This is a genomic window from Bacillus sp. FJAT-45037 (genome assembly GCF_002797325.1).
Classification (GTDB): Bacteria; Bacillota; Bacilli; order Bacillales; family Bacillaceae_D; genus Alkalihalophilus.
This window is the reverse complement of the sequence record NZ_KZ454938.1, coordinates 1,750,351-1,765,460: the sequence shown is the minus strand read 5'-3', so window position 1 is coordinate 1,765,460 and position 15,110 is coordinate 1,750,351. Positions and strand designations below refer to the sequence as shown.

The window sequence follows — 15,110 nt, the reverse complement described above, 5'->3', positions numbered from 1 at the left end:
CAAAATGGGTAAAATTGCATTTTTATTTCCAGGACAAGGGTCTCAAGCAGTAGGTATGGGCGTTCAACTTAGTAAGGATGAGTCTATTTGTGCGGACGTGATTAAGCGTGCGGATGAGAAATTAGGCTATTCATTATCTGAGATTATGGCAGAAGGACCAGAAGAAACTTTACGCCGTACAGAACATACACAACCCGCCCTTGTTACAGTGAGTGTGGCGGTTCTTCAGTTACTTAAAGAAGCAGGTATTGAAGCCGATTATGCAGCTGGACATAGCTTAGGCGAGTACAGTGCACTTGTAGCAGCGGGTGCTTTGTCATTTGAAGATGCTGTTTATGCTGTACATAAGCGCGGGGTGTTTATGGAAGAAGCGGTACCGTTTGGAGAAGGGGCAATGGCTGCCGTTTTAGGGTTGGATCAAGACCTTCTAACAGAGGTGTGTCTAAAGGTACAAGCCAATGGTGATGTTGCGGAACTAGCAAACTTAAATTGTCCTGGTCAAATTGTTATCTCAGGGTCGGCTAAAGGGGTCGAGCTTGCCGGCGAACAAGCAAAAGAAAAAGGGGCAAAGCGTGTCATCCCATTGACTGTTAGTGGACCGTTCCATTCTTCCCTAATGAAACCTGCAAGTGAAAAATTAAAAACTGTATTACGAGATCTGAATGTAGAGAATGCGAAAATTCCTGTCATTGCTAATGTTACAGCTACTGCACAGACGAATGCATCAAGTATTGAAGATCATTTAATCCAACAAGTGTATTCTCCTGTTAGGTGGGAAGAAACCGTAAACGCATTACTCGAATTTGGAGTGGACACATTTGTAGAAGTCGGTACTGGTAATGTTTTGACGGGGCTAGTAAAAAAAGTGAATCGTCGTGCCAAAGCCTTTGCTGTCAGTGACCGTGAAAGTTTACAGAAGATGATTGATAAACTAGAAGAGGTGAAGAATTAATGTTACAAGAAAAAGTAGCTGTAGTAACAGGGGCTTCACGTGGAATCGGAAAAGCGATTGCACTAGAACTAGCTCGAAACGGTGCACATGTTGTGGTCAATTATGCAGGCAGCGAGGGCCGCGCTTTGGAAGTGGTCGCTGAATGTAAAGACCTTGGCGTGCAAGCTGTGGCGATTCAAGCTGACGTAGCTAATACTGACAGTGTTCAAGCGATGATGAAAGAAGCGATTGAAACGTTTGGTCGAGTCGATATTTTAGTGAATAATGCAGGCATCACGCGTGATAACTTGATCATGCGAATGAAGGAAGAGGACTGGGATGCAGTCATTAACACAAATCTTAAAGGGGTATTTAATTGCTCAAAAGCTGTGACTCGTCAGATGATGAAACAACGTTACGGCCGAATTATTAACATTGCTTCTGTTGTGGGCATACTTGGAAATGCAGGACAAGCTAACTACGTAGCTGCAAAAGCTGGGGTCATTGGTCTAACGAAGACAATGGCAAAGGAACTTGCAAACCGTAATATCTTAGTGAATGCTGTTGCACCAGGTTTCATTACAACCGACATGACAGATGAGTTAACAGAAGAAATGAAAACGATGATGCTTGGCCAAATTCCGTTAGGGTCACTTGGAGATCCAAAACACATTGCTGCTGTAGTGCGCTTTTTAGCTAGTGATGATGCGGCATATATGACAGGTCAAACACTAAATGTTGATGGCGGGATGGTTATGCAATAGTCGTTAACTAGATTGACTATTGACAGATGAATCGCTTACCGTTAAAATTCATCTAGCTTTTAACAAATACTTGAGAGGAGGTGAACGTAAATGGCAGATACATTATCACGTGTAACGAAGATCGTTGTTGATCGTCTTGGTGTTGAAGAGGCTGATGTGAAACTTGAAGCTTCATTCAAAGATGATTTAGGCGCAGATTCATTAGATGTTGTTGAGCTTGTTATGGAGCTTGAAGATGAATTCGATCTTGAAATCTCTGATGAAGAAGCTGAGAAAATTTCGACAGTTACTGATGTCGTTGATTACATAAACAGCCGTCAGTAGTTGATGAAGAGTCCCATATGCCGAACATGTGGGACTTGTTTTCCAAAATGACAGTTTTATATTTCGGATAGCAAATTTTCAAAGTGTTGGAGGTCAACATGCCGCAATCTTCTAAGAATCATCGTAAATTAAGGTCAAACTATCAAGATCGTAGACGTCATCAACGTCGGCTAACATTGACTGAAGATCAAAAACAACAGTTTGAAGATCTTTTAAAGCTGACGAATTTGACATTTGAAAATCAAAAGTTACTAACACAAGCTTTTACTCATTCATCCTATGTGAATGAGCACCGCATCTATTCCTTTCAGGATAACGAACGACTTGAATTTTTAGGTGATGCTGTATTGGAATTAGCAGTTTCGCAATTTCTTTACAAGAAATTCAGCTCAATGAGCGAAGGTGAGATGACAAAATTACGTGCATCGATTGTATGTGAACCGTCACTTGCTCAGTTCGCGCAAGAGCTTGACTTTGGTCGCCTAGTTTTATTAGGTAAGGGAGAAGAGTTGACAGGTGGACGCGAGCGACCTGCGCTTCTTGCTGATGTATTTGAGTCATTTATTGGCGCCCTTTACCTTGATCAAGGACTTGAAGCTGTTTATCAGTTTCTGAATCAAACGATCTATCCGAAAATTAACGATGGTGCTTTTTCTCATATGATGGATTTTAAAAGTCAATTGCAAGAATTTATACAACGAGATAACCTCGGTCAAATTCAATATATTATTGTGCAGGAAATTGGACCTGCTCATAACCGTGAATTTGTCTCGGAAGTTCATTTAAATGATGAGACACTTGGAGTCGGCACAGGCCGATCGAAGAAAGAAGCAGAACAACATGCTGCTCAAGAAGCATTAATTAAGCTAAGTGACAAACCAAGAAGTTAGGTCTAACAAGATAACAAAAAAACGTGCCACCCTGTAAGGGAAGCACGTTTTTTTGTTATTTTTTTCTCATTTTCCCGAGTTCTGAAATGATCGCATCTAGTTCGCTTACTGAAAAAGATGATTTACTCATAATCATTTCATAGATTTCGTGCAAATCTTCATATTGGTCAGTGTCGAAGCTTTGTGCTTTTAATGCACCAGCATTAACAATTTGCAATTTACCTTTAATCTCTTCAATCATAAACTCAATATTTTCACGGCTTGTTGATGTTAAATCCAATAAGAACACCTCATCTGATATCGTATTCATCTCTATCGTATCACATGGATAGCCATTTGTCGCACATGATTAGAAAGTGATTGACTCATTTTAAACGACGGATGTTATTAGGTTCGCTATTATGGTAAAATAGGAAAGTTGTTAATCAAGGTTAGGGGGAAAGAATATGTTCCTCAAACGGCTAGAGGTCGTAGGATTTAAATCATTTGCAGAACAAATGAACATTGAATTTGTCCCAGGGGTCACAGCAGTTGTTGGCCCAAATGGGAGTGGGAAAAGTAATATTTCAGATGCCGTACGTTGGGTATTAGGTGAACAGTCTGCAAAGTCTTTACGTGGGGCTAAGATGGAGGATATTATCTTCGCTGGAAGTGACTCACGCAAGCGATTGAATTACGCAGAAGTGAGCCTAATTTTAGATAATGAAGACCAGCATCTATCTATTGACTATAGTGAAGTCAGTGTTACAAGACGGGTGTATCGCTCTGGGGATAGTGAATATTTAATTAATAAGCAGCCTTGTAGGCTAAAAGATATTATTGATTTATTTCTTGACTCTGGACTAGGGCGCGAGGCGTACTCAATCATTGGACAAGGTAAAGTAGAAGAGATCCTAAGTAGTAAGGCTGAAGATCGCCGCGTTATCTTTGAAGAAGCAGCTGGTGTATTGAAATATAAGACGCGTAAAGTGAAAGCTGAAAAACGATTACATGAGACACAAGAGAACTTACTCCGTGTAGAAGACATTTTGCACGAGCTTAGAGTTCAAGTAGAGCCTTTGCAAATCCAAGCGTCGATCGCTAAAGATTATTTAGGCCAAAAAGCGGAACTAAAAGAACATGAAACAGCTCTGATGGTCCACGAGATTGAAGAGCTTCACACGAATTGGAATGATGAAAAAGCGAAGTTACAAGAGCTTCAGGTAGAGTATGAAAGCCGTCATCATAAACTCTTGTCTATGGAAGGTGAACTAAAATCATTACGTGAACGTTCCCAAAAAATTGACTCCGAGGTAAACGATGCTCAAGAAGAGTTATTAGCAGTCAGTGAAGAGCTAGAGAAGAACGAAGGTAAGCGCGAGGTATTAAAAGAACGTAAGAAAAATGTCACACAAAATAAAGAGCAACTAGCGAAATCGCTTGAAAAGGCTCAAGAGCAGAAAAAAACGCTTGAATGTGAGTATCAGGAAAAAGAAGAACGTGTCAAAAAAGCGAAAACAACTCTAGATCTGCTTCGTTCTCAAATGAAAGAGCAAGAGAAGGAACTGAAACTCAGTGAGGAAGATGTTGAGCAAGAGCTTGATCGGATGAAGTCGGATTATATTGAAGTGTTAAATGAACAAGCATCGATTCGCAATGAACGAAACTATCTTCTCGAACAAAAGCGTCAACAAACCGTAAAGCAAACACGCTTGGTCGAAGAGAATGAAGATTTATTAGTGAATCGCGAAGGTATTCATGGTAGGCAAGATGAAGCACAGCGAGCGTTTCACAATAAAGAACAAGCATTAAATAACACAGTCAAAGCGCATCGAGAAAAACAAACCGAGCTAGAGCAAGTTCGCGTACGTTATCAAAAGCGAGAAGCAACCTTGTATGAGGCGTATCAGCTCTTACAAAAAATGCAATCTCGTGCTGAGGTGCTAGAAGAATTACAAGCCGATTTTTCAGGTTTCTTTCATGGAGTAAAAGAAATTTTAAAAGCGAGAGGTGGGCAGCTCGAAGGAATTGTGGGGGCTGTTGCAGAATTAACAATTGTTCCTAAACAATACGAGACGGCTCTAGAAATCGCACTAGGCGGGTCCACCCAACATATAGTTGTCGAGACAGAGCAGAGCGCGAGACGAGCGATTGCTTTTCTTAAACAACATCGACTTGGCAGAGCAACATTCTTACCTCTACCTGTGATGAAAAGTAGGCAACTTCCTGATCACTTACTACATGCTTTAAAACAGCAACCCGCATTTGTCGGGATCGCTTCCGAGTTGTTGTCCTTTGATAAACGTTATGAGCAACTTTTTTCGCAGTTACTTGGACAAGTCATTATTGCTAAAGATTTAGAAGGAGCTAATCAACTAGCTCGGTTAGCTAATCACAGGTACCGCATTGTCACGCTTGAGGGTGATGTTGTAAATCCTGGTGGTTCGATGACAGGTGGGAGCATAAAGCAAAAGCAAACGCCGCTACTAGGACGTAAGCGAGAGCTAGAGGAACTAACCGAGAAACTATCAAAGTTGAAAGAATCCTCCTATACACTCGAGCAAGAAGTCAAACAACTTAAAGAAAATGTAATGCTGCTAGAAGTAGAATTGGAAGAGCTTCGTCTTAAAGTAGAAGAAACAAAAAGTGACTATCAAGAAACTAAGAGCGCCTTACGCGAACTTGAATTTCAAGCAACGACGATGGAAGACCGCTTTAAGCGTTATGACCGAGAACAATCGAGCTTCACTTCCGAAGTAGAGCGCTTATCTCTGCGGTTAGAAGAGTTAGAGCATAAAGAAGCTCTGATGAAGCAGAAAGCACAAACACTTGAAGAATTAATTAAAGACCTTGAAGAACGTCGGAAGCAGCAGCAATCGTCAAAAGAAACGATTGCCAACGAATTAAATGAAACGAAAATTGAATTTGCTGCCGCGAACGAGCGATACAACAGCTTGCACGGACAACTTATTCAAACACAGTCACTTCTGCAAGAACGTTCCAATGAGTTTGTTGATCTTAAAGACCAATGGACGCTTTTGGTTACAGAGTCAGAGCACCGGACAGATGGTGAAGATACGATTGGTATTCGAATTGAAGAACAGAAAAAACGTAAAGAAAAAGTCGTTGATACACTTTCTAAGATGAAAACAGAACGTGAAAATTTAGACAATGCATATGTAAAGCTAGAAGCCACGATTAATGTTCAACAAGGTGAGCATCGATTAATAGCAGATGAATGCCGTCAAATTGAAGTGCGAGTGAACCGCTTAGATGTAGAACTCGACAATCGTTTGAATCACCTTAGACAAGAGTATGAACTCTCTTATGAAGCGGCACGAGCATCTTATACACTTAAAATGGATGCAAGTGATGCTAGGACGAAAGTGAAGTTGATCAAATTAGCGATTGAAGAACTAGGCTCAGTCAACCTCGGAGCAATTGATGAGTATGAACGCGTCAAAGAACGTTTCGACTTTTTAACAGAGCAACAAACCGATCTATTAGAAGCAAAAGCAACCTTACATGAAGTCATTACAGAAATGGATTCAGAAATGACTAAACGTTTTGAAGAGACATATCGAATGATTCAGAAAGAATTTAAAGGCGTCTTTTCTGAATTATTTGGTGGGGGAGAAGCGGATCTCGTCCTTACAAACCCAGAAGATCTCCTCGAAACAGGGGTCGAGATTATGGTACGCCCCCCAGGTAAAAAGCTTCAGCATTTAGGTCTTTTATCTGGCGGTGAGCGAGCACTAACGGCGATTGCATTATTATTTGCGATCTTAAAAGTAAGGCCTGTTCCGTTTTGTGTATTAGATGAAGTGGAAGCGGCACTAGATGAGGCGAATGTTAGTCGTTTTGCCCATTATCTAAAAGACTTTAGTGTGTCTACACAATTTATCGTTATTACCCACCGTAAAGGGACTATGGAAGAAGCAGATGTCTTATATGGTGTGACCATGCAAGAATCAGGTGTATCACGATTAGTGTCTGTCCGCTTAGAAGAATCAAAGCAACTACTTAAAACTTAGGAGGTTAACTAATGAGTTTTTTTAAGAAACTAAAAGATAAGATTACAAATCAAACGACAGAAGTAACAGATAAGTTTAAGTCTGGCCTTGAAAAAACCCGAGACAGCTTTGCGACTAAGATGAATGAACTTGTGTACCGTTATCGTAAAGTCGACGAGGAATTTTTTGAAGAGCTTGAAGATATATTAATAGGTGCAGATGTAGGCGTTACGACGGTCATGAAACTAATCGATCAATTAAAAGACGAAGTGAAGCTTCGCAATATTAAAGATACAAAGGACATTCAACCGGTCATTTCTGAGAAGCTCGCTGAACTTCTAGAAAAAGAAGGAGAAGATGCGACTCTCAATATTCAGGTAGACGGATTGACTGTCATTTTAGTGGTGGGTGTAAATGGGGTCGGAAAAACGACAACGATCGGAAAACTTGCTAATCACTTAAAACGAGACGGAAAATCGGTCATGCTAGCAGCGGGGGATACATTCCGTGCGGGTGCCATTGAACAACTTGAAGTGTGGGGAGAGCGAGTTGGCGTGAATGTTATTAAGCAGCAAGAAGGCTCAGACCCGGCTGCGGTGATGTATGATGCTCTTCAAGCAGCTAAGTCGAGAAATATTGATGTACTTATTTGTGATACGGCTGGTCGGTTGCAAAATAAAGTCAATCTAATGAATGAACTGGAAAAAGTGAAACGAGTGATCGAGCGCGAAGTACCGAATGCACCCCATGAAACGCTACTCGTTCTTGATGCAACAACAGGACAAAATGCGATGAGCCAAGCTAAGACATTTGGCAAGAGCACAAATGTGTCAGGAATTGTCTTAACTAAGCTTGATGGAACAGCTAAAGGTGGGATTGTGTTAGCTATTCGTAACGAGTTAGATATTCCAGTGAAATTTGTAGGACTTGGCGAAAAGGTAGATGATTTGCAACCATTTAATGCGGAGCAATTTGTGTATGGACTATTCAAAGATATTCTAGAAGCAGAACAAGAAGACGAACAATCATAATTAAATGCTTTCAGATGGAGTGAAAAGTGAGGCGCTGCGATCAGGGATTTACTTTGTTAAGAAAAAAACTTGACACGTAAAAGCTGATCCTGTAAGATGTTATCTTGTAAAGGGAAATCACTTAACAAGGAGTTGGACGGTGTGCTAGACAAAACGCTTCGAATGAATTTTTTGTTCGATTTTTATCAGTCGCTCTTAACACCTAAACAACGTAAGTACATGTCATTGTATTACCTTGATGATTTTTCTTTAGGTGAAATTGCCGAAGAGTTTGAAGTTAGTCGCCAAGCCGTTTATGATAACATTAAGCGCACAGAAGCGATGCTTGAGGAGTATGAACAAAAGCTATCATTGCTTACGAAGTTTCAAGAACGTCAAGAGCTATTGAACAGCTTGAGAGCTGCAATTCAACGCAACGCGACTCCTGAAGAGATCATAAAATATATTCAATCTCTTGAGATATTGGATTAGGAGGCGACAACATGGCATTTGAAAGTTTAGCTGAACGACTGCAGGATACATTAACAAAAATCCGCGGGAAAGGGAAAGTAAGCGAACAAGACGTTAAAGAAATGATGCGTGAGGTTCGCCTAGCCCTACTTGAAGCGGATGTTAACTTTAAAGTTGTTAAGCAATTTATTGCAAGTGTGAAAGAAAAAGCCCTTGGGCAAGAAGTAATGAAGAGCCTGACTCCAGGTCAACAAATCATTAAGGTCGTAAATGAAGAATTAACGGCATTAATGGGGGGCGAGCAAAGCAAGATTGCCGTCTCTAATAAACCACCAACGGTCGTGATGATGGTCGGCTTGCAAGGGGCGGGTAAAACAACCACCACAGCAAAGCTTGCTAATCATCTTCGAAAAAAACATAATCGTAAACCGATGCTTGTTGCCGCTGATATTTATCGACCTGCTGCGATTAAACAGCTTGAAACACTAGGAAAACAGCTTAACATGCCTGTTTTTTCTCTAGGGGATCAAGTGAGTCCTGTTGAAATCGCCAAACAAGCCATTGAAAAAGCAAAAGAAGATCATCATGATTATGTGTTGATTGATACAGCTGGGCGTCTTCATATTGATGAAGAGCTTATGGGTGAGTTACAGGACGTTAAGGAGCTTGCGAAGCCTGATGAAATATTACTAGTCGTCGATGCAATGACAGGTCAAGATGCTGTTAATGTAGCCGAGAGCTTTAATGAGCAACTAGATGTTACAGGAGTCGTATTAACAAAGCTTGATGGTGACACTAGAGGTGGAGCGGCGATTTCAGTTAAGGCTGTAACGAATACTCCTATTAAGTTTGCTGGGACGGGCGAGAAAATCGATCAATTGGAACCATTTTATCCAGATCGCATGGCCTCACGAATTCTCGGTATGGGAGATATGTTAACGTTAATTGAAAAGGCTCAATCGAATGTTGATGAAGAGAAAGCGCGTGAGCTTGAGAAAAAAATGAGAACGATGGATTTCACGTTTGATGATTTTCTTGAGCAACTCGATCAAGTTAAAAGCATGGGTCCACTTGATGAAATCCTTAACATGATGCCTGGGATGAACAAGGCAAAAGGGTTAAAGGATCTAAAAGTTGATGACAAGCAACTGGTGCGTGTAGAGGCCATTGTTCGTTCAATGACCAAGGCAGAAAAGAAAGACCCTAGTTTAATGAATGGAAGTCGTCGTCGTCGCATCGCTAAAGGAAGCGGGACGAGTATACAAGATGTCAATCGTTTGCTAAAGCAATTTGAAGATATGAAGAAAATGATGAAGCAAATGACGAATATGACATCAGGCAAGGGGAAGAAAAAAGGCAAAGGTTTAGGTGGCCTTAAACTCCCATTTTAATCTGGAAATCGTTTTTTTTAGACTGTAAAGGAAATTCCCTTGAAATCTAAGAAAATTGATGATAATATATATCACTGTGTTAATTAATTTTGGAGGTGTTTTACGAATGGCAGTAAAAATTCGTTTAAAACGTATGGGTTCTAAAAAGTCCCCATTTTATCGTGTAGTAGTAGCAGATTCTCGCGCACCGCGTGATGGTCGTTTCATCGAAGAGATTGGAACGTACAACCCATTAACTCAACCGGCTAAGGTTGACTTGCAAGAAGAAAAAGCTGTTGAATGGATCTTAAAAGGTGCTAAGCCATCTGATACAGTTCGCAACTTATTCTCTAAAGCTGGTTTAATGGAAAAGGTTCATAACGCTAAGAACCAAAAATAATTCTTCTAAAAAGGAGAATGAGATGAAGTCTCTAGTTGAACACATTGCCAAAGCACTTGTTGACCAGCCCGATGACGTTCTAGTAACAGAACAGCAAGAAGGCGATACGGTTTGCTTAACTTTAACAGTTCATCCAAGTGATGTAGGTAAGGTTATTGGAAAGCAAGGTCGTACAGCAAAAGCAATGCGCTCGCTTGTCTATGCTGCAGCAATGCAGGAAAAACAGCGAGTTAGACTGAACATCGTCGATTAAACATCATGAAACAAAAAGGGTGGGGGCAACCTCTCCCTTTTTGTATATCAAAAAAAGATAGCAACCTTTTATACTCCAACTGAAATGGAGAGAATAGAACCATGCTTAAATTCCTTCGTACTGCACAAGTTATATATATCTTAACCGAACAAAAGCGACAAGAAATGAATAAAGAATTCAAAGAGAAAAAAATGCAAGCTGAAAAAGAACTGGCACAATTCACATTTCAAATGAAAAAAAGCATGAGCTCGCATAAAAACGAGCGACATCGACACGTTCGTTTAGAAGAAGAATGTCTCAAAAAGGAAGAGCAAATTATTGCCTTGACTTTTCAGCTTGAGCAATTAGCGCTATTGCCACTTGGGGCAGAGTTAAAAGGAGAAAAACTTGAGTCGATTCATGAAATCAACATTGGTGACAAGTGGACATCATCAGATAAACCAATCGAGATCATAGTGGAAGACGGAGTGATAATAGATATTCGAGAAAGTGGGAAAAACCATGACAGAATTTTTTAGAGTAGGTAAGATTGTGAACACGCACGGTGTTTGCGGTGAGATTAGAGTTATTTCTTCTACGGATTTTGCAGAGGAGCGCTATGCAGTAGGTACAAAATTATGGATCATTGAACCAGAATCAAAAAAGAAAACTCCTGTCATTGTTAAAAGTCATCGTGTACATAAAAATTTCGATTTACTTACATTCGAAGGCTATCCATTTATTAATGATGTAGAAGGCTTTAAGGGGAGTGCTCTTTTTGTATCAGAGGATCAACTCAGTGAGCTTGATGAAGGTGAATTTTATTACCATGAGATCATTGGATGTGAAGTCATCACCGATACAGATGAATGTCTTGGGGAAATCAAAGAAATTATCGAAACAGGTGCGAATGATGTATGGGTGATTCGTCGCGAAGGTGGCGGGAAAGATATTCTAATCCCGTATATAGAAGATGTGGTCAAAGAGATTGACATCGATGCAAGAAAAATTTATGTGCATTTACTAGAGGGACTAGTTGAATGAGAATTGATGTACTGACGCTGTTTCCCGAAATGTTTAGAGGGGTATTTGGGTCTTCGATCCTAAAAAAAGCAGCAGGAGAGGGTCTTGTTACATTTCAGGCCGTTGATTTTCGCGAGTACGCAACAAATAAGCATAAAAAAGTCGATGACTACCCTTACGGTGGTGGAGCAGGGATGGTACTCTCACCACAACCGATCTTTGATGCTGTAGAGGCGCAAATCAATACAAGTAAAGTAACACCAAGAATCATTATGCTTTGCCCACAAGGAGAGCGTTACACGCAGGATAAAGCAGAAGAACTTGCACAGGAAGAGCATCTGATTCTACTTTGCGGCCATTATGAAGGATATGATGAACGTGTGAGGGAGTATTTGGTAACAGATGAGATTTCTATTGGTGATTACGTGTTAACCGGTGGCGAATTAGGGGCGATGGTTATTGCTGACAGTGTAACTCGTTTATTGCCCGGTGTGTTAGGAAATGCTGATTCTGCTGTGACAGACTCTTTTTCAACAGGCTTACTAGAACATCCTCAATATACGAGACCCGCTGACTATAAAGGAAGGGTCGTCCCAGACGTTTTATTATCTGGGCATCATGCAAACATTGAAGCGTGGCGAAAAAAAGAATCGTTAAAAAGGACGTTGAATCGTAGGCCAGATCTTTTAGACCTACGAAACTTGTCGGAAGAAGAAAAAAAGGTACTGAATGACTTAAAAAAAGAGAAAACAGAGCACAAAAAAAAATAAAAACTTCTTCTCTTTTGAAGAGTTTCTATTGTTAATATTAATCCTATGTGGTATAATTGAATTTGTGGCTTAGGCTAGCAATTACGATGTTCCGCTGCGGGAAACACTGATATGAACATCTGTATGGAAGGAGTGGAATTATACGATGAACAACATTATTCGTGAAATTACAAGTGAGCAATTACGTACAGATCTTCCTGCTTTTCGTCCTGGTGATACTTTAGTTATCGACGTTAAAGTTGTAGAGGGTACACGTGAGCGTATTCAGAAATACGAAGGTGTCGTGATCAAGCGTCGCGGTACTGGAGTTAGTGAAACTTTCACAGTTCGTAAAATGTCTTACGGTGTAGGTGTTGAACGTACATTCCCATTACATTCACCGAAAATCGCTAAGATTGACGTGAAGCGTCGCGGTAAAGTACGTCGTGCGAAACTTTACTATCTACGTGAACTACGTGGTAAAGCAGCTCGTATTAAAGAAATCCGATAAGAACCGAGAGAAGGAGCTTAGTTTACTAAGCTCCTTCTTTTAAGTTTAAATTATGTTCACGGCAAAAATTTATGCTAAAATAAAGAGATGATACATAATTGGGGGCGAAACGATGGAAAATAGCAAGTCAAATTCTCTAGAGTGGGTAAAGGCGGTTGTCGTTGCAGTTGTCGTTGCTTTTTCAATACGTTATTTCTTATTTGCTCCCATCGTAGTAGACGGTCAGTCAATGATGCCTACACTTGAACATAGCGACCGGATGATTGTGAATAAAATTGGCTATGCCATATCTGAGCCTAAACGATTTGATATTATTGTTTTTCATGCACCAGGTGGGAAAGACTATATAAAACGAATCATCGGATTGCCAGGTGATCATATAGAGTACAAAAATGATCAATTATTCGTAAATGGGGAAGCAATCGCGGAGCCTTATTTAGATGAATTAAAGGCATTTTATAGCAATGATTTTGTGACAAGAGACTTTGATTTAGCGCAAACAATTGGTTCTCAAATCATTCCTGATGATCATCTTTTTGTATTAGGGGATAATAGACATAATAGCTTAGATTCTAGAGATATAGGTGTAGTTCATAAAGATGAAGTGATTGGTAAGGCAAATGTCGTTTTTTGGCCGTTTGTCAATATTGGAATTGTAGAGTAGGTGGAAAGTATGGCAATACAATGGTTTCCTGGTCATATGGCCAAAGCGAGAAGAGAAGTAACCGAAAAGCTAAAATTAATAGACGTCGTGATTGAATTAGTGGACGCTCGACTACCAATGTCGTCTAGAAACCCAATGATGGATGAAATTGTTGGGCATAAACCGAGGCTTGTTTTATTAAATAAAGCAGATTTGGCGGACCCTAACATCACAAAAGAGTGGGCGCGCGATTTTGAAAAGAACGGGGCAACTGTACTTGCTATTAATGCTCAAAATGGTAAAGGTATAGAAAGAATTGCTGGTGCATGCCAAATGCTGGCAAGCCCGTTATTTGAAAAGTGGAAATCAAAAGGAATGAAGCCTCGAGCGATTCGAGCAATGATTATTGGAATCCCTAATGTGGGTAAATCAACATTGATTAACCGACTTGCTTCGAAAAGAATTGCTCAGGTGGGGGACCGTCCGGGTGTGACGAAGAAGCAACAATGGATTAAAATTGCAAGTGGTGAATTAGAACTTTTAGATACACCAGGTATTTTGTGGCCTAAATTCGAAGATCAAGTGATTGGGTATCGACTAGCAGCTACAGGCGCAATCAAGGATGAACTTCTTGACTTTCAAGATATTGCGCTCTTTACGCTGAATTACTTAAAAGATCATTATCCTGATCGTGTGATGAACCGCTATAAGTTGGGTAAAGTTCCAGAGGACGGATTAGAACTTTTTGATGCCATAGGCAAACAAAGAGGGTGCTTATTACCTGGAGGTTACATTGACTACGATAAAGCTGCAGAGCTTATTTTACGCGAATTACGTTCAGGAACATTAGGACAAGTTACGTTAGAAAAACCGCCTGAAGCATAAAAGAAGCCGCTAGAAGACACCTTGCTGTCTACTGCGGCTTTTCTTTTCGAGCCTCGATGAATGAATAAGTCACTTATCCATTAAAATGAAAGCGAAAATGGTCGATATTAAAAAAACAGAGGTTATGACATGAAACGATTAGCGATTAAAGAGATTGAAGCTTATTTATTTAGTGAAAAAGAAATTGAATCCGACAAAATCGAACAATTGCGAGCAGACGAGAGAAAAGGCGTACAAAAACTGTTACAAAGATATGACAAAGCAAAAATGAAAAAAGCAGAACTTCTCTATATGCACGAAGAGATGCAAAATTACGAAAAAATAGCATGGGAAAAAGGGTACGACTATGTAGCTGGACTTGATGAAGTAGGACGAGGTCCCCTAGCAGGACCAGTTGTTGCAGCTGCAGTCATTCTTCCGCAATCTTGTGAATTATACGGGTTGACTGATTCAAAAAAGCTCTCTAAAGATAAGCGAGACTATTTTTTTGAAGAAATAAAAAAACAGGCAATTGCTTATTCGATTGAGTTCGTAACAGCTGCTGAAATTGATGAAGTGAACATTTATGAGGCAACAAAACTTGCTATGCAGCGAGCTATTAAAAAGCTTGATGTACAACCAGATTATTTATTGCTCGATGCGATTAACTTGCCGATTGACCTTCCTCAAGTATCACTAATTAAAGGGGATCAGAAAAGTTTGGCGATTGCCGCAAGTTCGGTTTTAGCAAAAGTTTCGCGTGATCAATATATGGAAGAGTTAGCGAGTATATACCCAGGTTATGGCTTTGATCGACATGTTGGTTATCCAACTCCTGTCCATTTAGAGGCGCTAGCCACATTAGGTGTAACGAAAGAACACCGAAAATCATTTAAACCTGTTGCAGATTGCTTGAACAACTAACAGTTTCTAAAA

18 protein-coding genes are annotated in these 15,110 nt (G+C 40.2%); 17 read left to right on the top strand and 1 reads right to left on the bottom strand.

What is annotated here, in order from left to right; translation table 11 throughout:
• The first annotated feature begins 4 nt into the window (after positions 1-4).
• From fabD to rnc, 4 genes are all read left to right on the top strand, one after another.
• Entirely contained in the window at positions 5-952 is a 948-nt protein-coding gene (fabD, locus tag CDZ88_RS09030; RefSeq protein ID WP_100373239.1) for an ACP S-malonyltransferase, read from the top strand.
• Complete coding sequence (gene fabG, locus CDZ88_RS09025; protein WP_100373238.1) at positions 952-1,695, top strand: 3-oxoacyl-[acyl-carrier-protein] reductase; 744 nt, start codon at positions 952-954, stop codon at positions 1,693-1,695. Before fabD ends, fabG begins: the two co-directional genes overlap by 1 nt.
• Before the next feature lie 90 nt (positions 1,696-1,785).
• Positions 1,786-2,019: an acyl carrier protein gene (gene acpP, locus CDZ88_RS09020; RefSeq protein ID WP_100373237.1), complete on the top strand. Its 234-nt coding sequence runs from the start codon at positions 1,786-1,788 to the stop codon at positions 2,017-2,019.
• A gap of 98 nt (positions 2,020-2,117) precedes the next feature.
• Positions 2,118-2,909 (top strand): ribonuclease III, encoded by a 792-nt coding sequence (rnc, locus tag CDZ88_RS09015; RefSeq protein ID WP_100373236.1) that lies wholly within the window; start codon positions 2,118-2,120, stop codon positions 2,907-2,909.
• Positions 2,910-2,964: 55 nt separating this feature from the next.
• Here the strand turns inward: rnc and CDZ88_RS09010 are convergent, their stop codons facing one another.
• Positions 2,965-3,189: a DUF1128 domain-containing protein gene (locus tag CDZ88_RS09010; protein ID WP_100373235.1), complete on the bottom strand. Its 225-nt coding sequence runs from the start codon at positions 3,187-3,189 to the stop codon at positions 2,965-2,967.
• 166 nt (positions 3,190-3,355) lie between these two features.
• Here CDZ88_RS09010 and smc point away from each other — a divergent pair, with 166 nt between their 5' ends.
• From smc to CDZ88_RS08945, 13 genes are all read left to right on the top strand, one after another.
• The gene (smc, locus tag CDZ88_RS09005) at positions 3,356-6,922 is read left to right on the top strand and encodes a chromosome segregation protein SMC (RefSeq protein ID WP_100373234.1); all 3,567 of its coding nucleotides are present in this window, start codon (positions 3,356-3,358) and stop codon (positions 6,920-6,922) included.
• Between the two features lie 11 nt (positions 6,923-6,933).
• Positions 6,934-7,932 carry a signal recognition particle-docking protein FtsY gene (ftsY, locus tag CDZ88_RS09000; RefSeq protein ID WP_100373233.1) on the top strand — a complete coding sequence of 333 codons (999 nt, stop codon included), beginning with the start codon at positions 6,934-6,936 and terminating at the stop codon, positions 7,930-7,932.
• 141 nt (positions 7,933-8,073) lie between these two features.
• Entirely contained in the window at positions 8,074-8,403 is a 330-nt protein-coding gene (locus tag CDZ88_RS08995) for a putative DNA-binding protein (protein WP_100373232.1), read from the top strand.
• 11 nt (positions 8,404-8,414) lie between these two features.
• Positions 8,415-9,773 carry a signal recognition particle protein gene (gene ffh, locus CDZ88_RS08990; protein WP_100373231.1) on the top strand — a complete coding sequence of 453 codons (1,359 nt, stop codon included), beginning with the start codon at positions 8,415-8,417 and terminating at the stop codon, positions 9,771-9,773.
• Between the two features lie 106 nt (positions 9,774-9,879).
• Positions 9,880-10,152, top strand: a complete 273-nt coding sequence (gene rpsP, locus CDZ88_RS08985; RefSeq protein ID WP_100373230.1) for a 30S ribosomal protein S16 — start codon at positions 9,880-9,882, stop codon at positions 10,150-10,152.
• A 22-nt stretch (positions 10,153-10,174) separates the two neighbouring features.
• Positions 10,175-10,405 (top strand): KH domain-containing protein, encoded by a 231-nt coding sequence (locus tag CDZ88_RS08980; protein WP_100373229.1) that lies wholly within the window; start codon positions 10,175-10,177, stop codon positions 10,403-10,405.
• A 101-nt stretch (positions 10,406-10,506) separates the two neighbouring features.
• A complete protein-coding gene (locus CDZ88_RS08975; RefSeq protein WP_100373228.1) occupies positions 10,507-10,923 on the top strand; it encodes a YlqD family protein in 417 nt (138 codons plus the stop codon).
• The gene (gene rimM, locus CDZ88_RS08970) at positions 10,907-11,428 is read left to right on the top strand and encodes a ribosome maturation factor RimM (RefSeq protein ID WP_100373227.1); all 522 of its coding nucleotides are present in this window, start codon (positions 10,907-10,909) and stop codon (positions 11,426-11,428) included. Before CDZ88_RS08975 ends, rimM begins: the two co-directional genes overlap by 17 nt.
• On the top strand, positions 11,425-12,177 hold the full coding sequence (trmD, locus tag CDZ88_RS08965; RefSeq protein WP_100373226.1) for a tRNA (guanosine(37)-N1)-methyltransferase TrmD: 753 nt from the start codon (positions 11,425-11,427) through the stop codon (positions 12,175-12,177). Before rimM ends, trmD begins: the two co-directional genes overlap by 4 nt.
• 145 nt (positions 12,178-12,322) lie before the next feature.
• Complete coding sequence (rplS, locus tag CDZ88_RS08960) at positions 12,323-12,667, top strand: 50S ribosomal protein L19 (protein ID WP_100373225.1); 345 nt, start codon at positions 12,323-12,325, stop codon at positions 12,665-12,667.
• A gap of 112 nt (positions 12,668-12,779) precedes the next feature.
• A complete protein-coding gene (gene lepB / locus CDZ88_RS08955; RefSeq protein ID WP_100373224.1) occupies positions 12,780-13,331 on the top strand; it encodes a signal peptidase I in 552 nt (183 codons plus the stop codon).
• 9 nt (positions 13,332-13,340) lie between these two features.
• Complete coding sequence (gene ylqF, locus CDZ88_RS08950; RefSeq protein WP_100373223.1) at positions 13,341-14,195, top strand: ribosome biogenesis GTPase YlqF; 855 nt, start codon at positions 13,341-13,343, stop codon at positions 14,193-14,195.
• Positions 14,196-14,324: 129 nt separating this feature from the next.
• On the top strand, positions 14,325-15,098 hold the full coding sequence (locus CDZ88_RS08945; protein WP_100373222.1) for a ribonuclease HII: 774 nt from the start codon (positions 14,325-14,327) through the stop codon (positions 15,096-15,098).
• Positions 15,099-15,110: the final 12 nt, after the last annotated feature.